Raw genomic sequence first — 7873 nt, forward strand, 5'->3', positions numbered from 1 at the left:
ATACACCAGGTATACATAAACCTAAAAATAAATTAGGTGAATTTATGGTTAAATCAGCTACAGATGCATTTAAAAATGTAGATTTAGTATTATTTGTAGTAGATGATTCTAAAAAGATAGGACCTGGAGACAGAAAGATAATAGATGACTTAAAAAATATAAAAAATCCAGTGGTTTTAGTTATAAACAAAATGGATCAAATAGAAGAACAAGACTTATTTGATATGATGAAAATGTATCATGCTGAAGGTGTATTTAAACAAATAGTACCTATATCAGCATTAAAGGGAAGAAATGTCAAAGAATTACTAAAGGTAATACAAAATCATTTAGAGGAAGGTCCTAAGTACTTCCCAGATTATATGATAACTGACCAACCAGAAAGAGTATTAGTATCAGAATTAATAAGAGAAAAAGTACTTCACTATGTTCATGATGAAATACCTCATGGAGTAGCTGTTGAGATTGAAAAAATGAAATCAAGAAAAGATAAAGAAATAGTTGATATATCTGCAGTTATATACTGTGAAAGAGATTCACATAAAGGGATAATAATTGGAAAAAATGGAAGAAAACTAAAAGGAATAGGGAAATCAGCTAGAGAGGATATGGAATTGCTTTTAGGCTCTCAAATAAACCTTCAATTATGGGTTAAAGTAAAGGAAAATTGGAGAAATTTACAAAATTATGTAAGTAATTTTGGATATACTGAAAAATAAAGGTGGATTATATGGATAGGAAACAGGATGCTTCCCAGGATTTATTAAGCGAAGTCAAGATATTAATTGAAAATAATAAAATATTAGAATTAAGAGAATTACTTGAGGAATATCATATAATAGATATTTTTGATATTATGGAGCATTTAGAAGAAAATATGAAAATAAAATTATTTGAAGTTCTTCCTCTAGACATGGCAGCATCTATATTAGAAGAAAGTAATGCTGATTTCTTTAGCAAAATACTATCAAAAATAGATATAGAACATAGAAGAAATATATTAGAGTTAATGTCTCTTGATGATATGGCTGATATTTTAAGTCAATTAGAAGAAAATGAAAGAGAAGAAATAATGGAACTTTTAAGTCAGGAAGATGCTGATGATGTAAAAGAACTGTTAATTTATGAAGAAGAATCTACAGGCGGGATAATGACTACTGGATATATAGAAATAAATAAAGATATGACAGCTAAAGATGCTATTAAGCATATGAGAGAAAATGCTCAAGATGCAGAAACTATATATTATATATATGTAGTGGATAATGAAGAAAGATTAGTTGGTGTTTTATCTTTAAGAGAACTTATAACGGCTAGAGATGCTAACATAGTAGAAGATTTAATGAGCGAAAATATAATATATGTATATGTAGATGAAGATAGAGAAGAAGCTGTAAGGCTAGTTTCTAAATATAACTTAATAGCGATACCAGTTATAGATAGACAACAAAGGCTAAAGGGAATAATAACAGTAGATGATATAATAGATGTAATGGAAGAAGAAGCAACTGAAGATATGTATAAGTTTGCGGGGACTTCTGAACAGGAAAGAGATTTTGTAGAAAAGGTAAACCCTACACCAAGAGAACAAATTGTATCATCAGTTAGAGCTAGAATTCCTTGGCTGATAGTAACTCTAATAGGAGGGTTATTATCAACATTAATACTTTCAAACTTAGATTTTATAATGAACCCAACTTATAGAGCGTTAGTATTTTTCATACCAGTTGTAATAGGTATGGGTGGAAATATAGGTACACAATCATCGGCATTAACAGTGATGGCGTTATCTAATAGAAACTTAGAATTTAGTAATGTTATAAGAGAGGGTATTGTAGGCCTTATTACAGGAATAATATGTAGTTTAGTAATAGCAGCTGTAACGTTTATATTTATAAAAGATATTAACATTGTGCTAGTAGTATCAATATCATTATTTATAAATATGATAGTAGGCGCAATGATAGGTGCGTTTATGCCAGTATTATTCAAAAAATTAGATGTAGACCCGTCTATAATATCTGCACCTGTTATAGCTACAGCGCTTGATATAACTGGAATAGCTATATATCTTGTGATAACAACCATATTATTGTCAAAAATTGTTTAATAACTTCATGTATTATTTACCCTCTTCTTACTAAAAATATAAATATAACCGTAAGAAGGGGGTTTTTAAAAATGAACAATTTATGTTGGGAAGTTTTTAAAAAGACGGGTAGTATAGAAGCCTATCTTTATTTACAAGATTGTAAGAACTTAAATGTAGAAAATGAAGAGATGAGGGAGATAGATACTGACTATGATAATTTTGAACACCCAGGGGATAGTACTTAAAGCAATAAGATATGAAGAAAATGATGTAATATTAACTTTGTTTACACGAAAACTTGGAAAGATAGCTGCATTAGCAAAGGGAGCAAAAAAAAATAAAAGCGCTTTACTTTCATCTTCGCAGCTTTTTTCTTATTCAAACTATACCTTAAAAAAGCAAGGTGGTATGTATAGAGTAAGTCAAAGTGATATAATAAAAAGTTTTTATGATATATCCTATGATATAGAAGCTTTTTCATATGCAACATATATTACAAAATTAGTAGAAGGTTCTACTCTTGAAAATCAAACTAACAATAGGTTGTTTATACTACTTGCCCAGGCACTGTACTTATATACACAACAAAATGTAGATAACCAGTTTGTGACTCATGCTTTTGAATTAAAATTTTTAGACTACATAGGATTTAAGCCAGTAGTCAATAGATGTTGTAGTTGTGGAAGTAAAAATTTAAGTGATCCGACATTTAATGTATATGAAGGTGGGACATTATGTAATATTTGTAGCGAAAATAGTGAAGAAGGTTTAAAACTTGATATAACAACTATAAAATTGATGGAATATATATTAAGTAATGATATATTACAGTGTAGCAAAGCTAAAGTATCAAAATATATAACTTATGAATTAGGGAAAGTTTTAAAGAAGTACTTAAATGTTTATGTTGACAATGTTAATTTAAAGTCATTAAACTTATTACAAAGCATACAAAATAATAAGGGAGTTGATAAGGGTGAATAGCAATATAACTATAGAAAAGTTAGATGTTGTGATAGAAAGAGTTTCAGGTGCAACATATGCAGAAGCTAAGCAAGCTCTTTTAGATTGTGATGGAGATGTTATAGAGGCTGTTATATTATTAGAATCTCAAAAAGGTGTTGGAAGTAAAACAAAACAAGCTAAAAAAACAATGGAAGAAGTTTTTTCTAAAGATAATGAAGACCTTAGAGAATTAAAAATTCAAGTAAAAGATCTTCTTAAGAAAAGTAGTATAATAAGAGTTATAGTTGGAAAAAATGGTAAAATAATAATGAATATACCTTTAACAATAGGAGTTGTAGGATTAGCATTAGGGCCTTTAGTTACACTAGTGGGATTATCAGCAGCGGTTATAGGTAAATATCAAATAATGATACAAAATGAAGATGATGGATCGACAGTTGATTTAGGTGAGTTAAATGAAGAAAAACTTAATATGTTAAAACAAATGTTAACTAACACAGCGAAAGAAGTAAAAGATATTGTAGTAGACCCTAAAAAAGACAATAAAGATATAACAGATGAGCTTATTGAAGAAGATGAAAAAATAGATTTAGATAAAAAATAGTAGTATAGTCATAGTATTGAGTATTGACATTGACAAAAAATCTAGAATTTGATATTCTAAAAGTTAGAAAAGAACTATTAAAAGGCCTTTCGTATAAACGGAAGGCTTTGTTATATTAAAGGAAACTATAGTTTCAAATAATAAGCGATGAACGAAATCGTAAACTTATAGGAGGTATTCTTATGAATTTTCAAAATATGATACTTACGTTGCAAAATTACTGGGCTAAGCAAGGATGTATCATGATGCAACCTTATGATGTAGAAAAGGGTGCAGGAACAATGAATCCTAATACGTTCTTAAGATCATTAGGACCAGAGCCTTGGAAGGTTTGTTATGTAGAACCATCTAGAAGACCAGCGGATGGTAGATATGGGGAAAACCCAAATAGACTATATCAACATCATCAATTCCAAGTTATATTAAAACCATCTCCAGATAATATACAAGAATTATATCTAGGAAGTTTAGAAGCTATAGGTATAGATCCAAATGAACATGATATAAGATTTGTTGAAGATAACTGGGAAGCAACAGCAGTTGGAGCTTGGGGACTTGGATGGGAAGTTTGGTTAGATGGTATGGAAATAACTCAATTTACATACTTCCAACAAGTTGGAGGAATAGAATGTGAACTTGAAACTGGAGAGATTACATATGGATTAGAAAGACTAGCAATGTATATCCAAGAAGTTGATAGTGTTTATGATTTAAAGTGGAATGATGAAATAACTTATGGTGATGTATTCCAAAGAGCTGAATATGAAAATTCTGTATATGCATTTGAAGAGTGTGATGCAGATATGTTATTCAATTTATTTGATACATATGAAAAAGAAGGTTTAAAACTTATGGAAAAAGGACTTGTAGTTCCAGCATACGATTATGTGTTAAAATGTTCTCATGCATTTAACACTTTAGATGCAAGAGGAGCTATAGGAGTTAGCCAAAGAGCATCATTTATAAGTAGAGTTAGAAATATGGCTAGAAATGTTGCATTAGCATTTGTAAAACAAAGGGAAGAAATGGGATTCCCACTTTTAAAGGAAGGTGACAGATAATGAAGAATTACCTTTTATTTGAGATTGGTGTTGAAGAATTACCATCAAGATTTGTAGCGTCTACATTAGACCAAATTAAAAATAACTTAACTAAATTATTTAATGAAAAAAGAATAAGCTTTGAAGATATACAGAGCTTTGGAACACCAAGAAGGTTAACTTTCGTAGTACAAGGTATAAGTGAAAGACAAAGTGATTTAGAAGAAGAAGTAAAAGGGCCAGCTAAAAAAATAGCACTTGATGAAAATGGGAACTTTACTAAGCCTGCACTAGGATTTATGAAAAGTAAAGGTCTTAAAGAAGAAGAAGTGGTATTTAAGGTTGTTGGTAAAGATGAATATATATTCGGAACTATAAGACAAGTTGGAAAAGAAACTAGCGAAGTATTAAAAGAAATATTACCAGAATCAGTAAAAATGGTTGTATTCCCTAAGGCTATGCGTTGGGGTGGAAAAAACATGAGGTTCGCTAGACCAATAAGATGGATGGTTACATTATTAAATGATAATGTATTAGAAATAGATTTAGAAGGAATAAAATCTGCCAATGTAACTAAAGGACATAGATTCTTAGGACAAAGTGAATTTGAAGTTAATTCTTTAGAAGACTATTTTACTAAATTAGAAGAAAACTATGTAATATTAGACCAAGAAAAAAGAAAAGAACTTATAAAAAAACAATGTATAGAAGTTGCAAATTCTTTAGGTGGAGAAATAGAATTTGATGAAGACTTATTAGAAGAAGTAACTCATTTAGTAGAGTATCCAACTGCATTTTATGGAGAATTTGATGCAGACTATGCAAAACTTCCAAAAGAAGTTGTAACAACTCCTATGCAACAACATCAAAGATATTTCCCGGTATTAAAGGATGGAAAATTATTGCCAAACTTTATAGCTGTTAGAAATGGAAATGATTATAGAATAGATAATGTAAAAAAAGGTAACGAAAAGGTGCTAGAAGCAAGACTTGCAGATGCTTTATTCTTCTATAAAGAAGACACTAAGAAAAACTTAGAAAGTTACATAGAAAAGTTAAAGAGTGTTGTATTCCAAGCTAAACTTGGAACAGTTTATGATAAAAGTGTAAGAATTGAAAAATTAAGTGCTAATATTCTTGAATTATTAGGGTTAACTAATGAAAGTAAAGATACAAAAAGAGCTGCTAAGTTATGTAAGGCTGACTTAGTTACAGGTATGGTATTTGAGTTTACTGAACTTCAAGGAATCATGGGTAGAGAGTATGCAAAAGTTGGTGGAGAAAATGAGTTAGTAAGTGAAGCTATATTTGAACATTACTTACCAAGATTTGCAGGAGATATACTTCCTCAAACTAATCCTGGAGTAGCATTATCTATAGCAGATAAGTTAGATTCTATAGCAGGATTCTTTGCAATAGGAATACAACCAACAGGTTCTCAAGACCCTTATGCATTAAGACGTCAAGCACTAGGTGTGATAAATATACTAATGGATAGAAAGTTAGATGTAAACTTAAAAGAATTAGTGCAATTAGCATTAGATAATTACACTAATTTAGAGTTTAATAAAGAAAAAGTTGTATCTCAAATGATGGAATTCTTTAAAGAAAGAATAAAAAACTTATTTAGAGAGTTAGGAATAAGATACGATGTAATAGATGCTGTATTAAGTTCAAATATAGATGATATATCTGATATGCATGCAAGAGCATTAGAACTTAATAATTGGCTACAAAAAGATGAATTAGTGGAAATGTTAACAGCATTTAATAGAGTTTCTACATTAGCTCAAAAATCAGTTTCTAGTGATGTATCTGAAGAATTATTAAAAGAAGAAGCAGAGATAAAACTATATAATGAATTTAAGAATACAAAAGAAAAAGTAAAAGAATTGTTAAATGAAAAGAAATATAGTGAATCTCTAGATTGTTTTGCAGCATTAAGACCATCTATAGATGCTACGTTTGATAGTGTCATGATAATGGATAAAGATGAAGCTATAAAGAACAATAGACTAGGATTACTTAAGCAAATATATGACACAATGTTAAGTATATGTGACTTATCTAAGATAGTATATAAGTAAAAGATATGGGGCTAAAGGAAATTAACCTTTAGCCTCATTATTATTTCAAAATAATATTTTTCTTAATATGAATTTTAAAAGTCAAAGTATAAAGGTGTATTTAAAATTCATATAAATGGATAAGCTACAAATATATGAAAAAATTTACTTTAAAATGAGTAATTAAAAGTAACATTGTATTATAATAGAATTTAGCATAAACAATTTAGCTGCATTATTTAATATATAAACCCCATTAATATATATTAAACGCATTAATAATGTACATTAATTTAGCAAAAAGTATATCATTTATATAATTAAATGTTTACATGTGCATATATATAGATGTATAATATACTATATAAGAGATTAATAATAAAAAGTATAGCATAAATGAAAGAAGGTGACTATTATTCAACTTAATCAAAGACAATTAAAAATAATTGAAATAGTAAAAGCTAAGGAGCCTATAACAAGTGAAAGTATTGCTGCTAATTTAAACGTAACTCGTGCTACACTAAGATCTGATTTAGCCATATTAACTATGACAGGAATATTAGACGCAAGACCTAAAGTTGGATATTTTTACTCTGGAGTTAGCGAAATTAATTTGATGAGCAATAAAATAAAAGATAAAAAAGTTGAAAACATAATGAGCATACCTATACTAGTGAAAAAAGACATGAGTATATATGAAGTTATAGTTACTATATTTTTATCTGATGTAGGAAGTATATTTATAATAGATGACAACGAAAACTTATGCGGTATTGTTTCAAGAAAAGACTTATTAAAAGCTACTATAGGATCAAATGATATAAACAAAATGCCTATAGGCATGATAATGACTAGAATGCCTAATGTAGTAACTATTAATAAAGAGGATGACATTGTATTGGCAGCTAAGAAAATAATAGAGCATGAAGTTGATTCTATACCTGTAATTGAAAATGATGAACATGATAAAAATCAAGTAAAGGTTATAGGAAGGATATCTAAAACTAACATAACAAAGTTATTTTTAGAGTTAGCTGACAATTAAGGAGGAATATATGGAAAATTTAATTATATATGTAATATCAGATTCAGTAGGTGAAACAGC

General features: G+C 28.9%; 8 protein-coding genes. All 8 read left to right on the forward strand.

From position 1 onward, the window contains the following. On the forward strand, window positions 1–719 hold a 719-nt coding region (era, locus tag VLM92_RS03595; protein ID WP_325274983.1), incomplete at its 5' end, for a GTPase Era. 11 nt (window positions 720–730) lie between these two features. Next, on the forward strand, window positions 731–2110 hold the full coding sequence (gene mgtE, locus VLM92_RS03600) for a magnesium transporter (protein WP_325274984.1): 1380 nt from the start codon (window positions 731–733) through the stop codon (window positions 2108–2110). Window positions 2111–2181: 71 nt separating this feature from the next. Next, window positions 2182–2337 (forward strand): YqzL family protein, encoded by a 156-nt coding sequence (locus VLM92_RS03605; protein WP_325274985.1) that lies wholly within the window; start codon window positions 2182–2184, stop codon window positions 2335–2337. Further along, on the forward strand, window positions 2303–3076 hold the full coding sequence (gene recO, locus VLM92_RS03610) for a DNA repair protein RecO (protein ID WP_325274986.1): 774 nt from the start codon (window positions 2303–2305) through the stop codon (window positions 3074–3076). The genes VLM92_RS03605 and recO overlap by 35 nt, the downstream gene beginning before the upstream one ends. Next, on the forward strand, window positions 3069–3662 hold the full coding sequence (locus tag VLM92_RS03615; RefSeq protein WP_325274987.1) for a DUF4342 domain-containing protein: 594 nt from the start codon (window positions 3069–3071) through the stop codon (window positions 3660–3662). Before recO ends, VLM92_RS03615 begins: the two co-directional genes overlap by 8 nt. 182 nt (window positions 3663–3844) lie before the next feature. Further along, window positions 3845–4723, forward strand: a complete 879-nt coding sequence (gene glyQ, locus VLM92_RS03620; RefSeq protein WP_325274988.1) for a glycine--tRNA ligase subunit alpha — start codon at window positions 3845–3847, stop codon at window positions 4721–4723. Continuing rightward, window positions 4723–6789, forward strand: coding sequence for a glycine--tRNA ligase subunit beta (glyS, locus tag VLM92_RS03625; protein ID WP_325274989.1), 2067 nt, complete (start codon window positions 4723–4725; stop codon window positions 6787–6789). The genes glyQ and glyS overlap by 1 nt, the downstream gene beginning before the upstream one ends. A gap of 385 nt (window positions 6790–7174) precedes the next feature. Beyond that, window positions 7175–7813 (forward strand): helix-turn-helix transcriptional regulator, encoded by a 639-nt coding sequence (locus VLM92_RS03630; protein WP_325274990.1) that lies wholly within the window; start codon window positions 7175–7177, stop codon window positions 7811–7813. The last annotated feature ends 60 nt before the right edge of the window (window positions 7814–7873 follow it).

The organism is Romboutsia sp. (assembly GCF_035470145.1).
Taxonomy (GTDB): domain Bacteria; phylum Bacillota; class Clostridia; order Peptostreptococcales; family Peptostreptococcaceae; genus Romboutsia_D.

Excerpts from the sequence above, each read along its gene's own strand:
- mgtE (WP_325274984.1), top strand. The coding sequence starts at position 731 with ATGGATAGGAAACAGGATGCTTCCCAGGATTTATTAAGCGAAGTCAAG.
- glyQ (WP_325274988.1), top strand. The coding sequence starts at position 3,845 with ATGAATTTTCAAAATATGATACTTACGTTGCAAAATTACTGGGCTAAG.
- recO (WP_325274986.1), top strand. The coding sequence starts at position 2,303 with ATGATAATTTTGAACACCCAGGGGATAGTACTTAAAGCAATAAGATAT.
- VLM92_RS03605 (WP_325274985.1), top strand. The coding sequence starts at position 2,182 with ATGAACAATTTATGTTGGGAAGTTTTTAAAAAGACGGGTAGTATAGAA.
- glyS (WP_325274989.1), top strand. The coding sequence starts at position 4,723 with ATGAAGAATTACCTTTTATTTGAGATTGGTGTTGAAGAATTACCATCA.